Here is a 664-nt window from a genome sequence, read left to right as displayed (position 1 = left end):
CACCCTTCAGGCGGGCAATATCCAAGCTCATGTCAGCGTTCCTCCGGTTTTTATGACGTTTGTGATATTAAAAGCTCTGTTTTTCCTGAATGTCAATCATTGACAGTCGCTCTGTGTCATGTTTTTATTACGGTTGTCATGTTAAAAAAAGAGCTGGCAGCGGCTCGGCGAGGACAGGTCACATGGACGTCGTCATCATCGGCGCGGGCCAGGCGGGCGTTCAGGCCGCCCTGTCACTCCGGCAGTTGGGGCATCAGGGACCGATCACGCTCCTCGGCGAGGAGCCGCACCCGCCCTACCAGCGCCCGCCGCTCTCCAAGGCCTATCTGAAGGGCGAGACCACCGGCAGCCAGCTGCAGCTGCGCCCGGCGGACGCCCTCGCCGCAATGGGGATCGATCTCCGTCTGGGCCAGCGCGCCAGCATGATCGACCGCGCGGCGCGACGTGTCACATTCGGCAAGAACGAACTCGGCTATGACCGTCTCGTGCTGGCGACGGGTACGCGTTCGCGCCTGCTCTCCGTTCCCGGCGCGGAGCTTCCGGGTGTGCTGACACTGCGGGGCATCGCTGATGCCGACAGGCTGCGCGAAGGCATCGATGCGGCGCAAAACATCGTCATCATCGGCGGCGGCTTCATCGGACTCGAGGTGGCGGCAACCGTGCG

Annotated in this window: 1 protein-coding gene; it reads left to right on the top strand. The window is 62.7% G+C overall.

Translation table 11 applies throughout. The features are described 5' to 3' along the window. Positions 1-182: 182 nt before the first annotated feature. On the top strand, positions 183-664 hold a 482-nt coding region (locus tag ACLD7X_RS17685), incomplete at its 3' end, for an FAD-dependent oxidoreductase (RefSeq protein ID WP_411425002.1).

The organism is Aphanothece microscopica RSMan92 (genome assembly GCF_046613545.2).
GTDB lineage: Bacteria > Cyanobacteriota > Cyanobacteriia > PCC-6307 > Cyanobiaceae > NIES-981.
The sequence above is the reverse complement of the archived record's forward strand: the minus strand, read 5'-3'. Positions and strand labels throughout refer to the sequence as shown.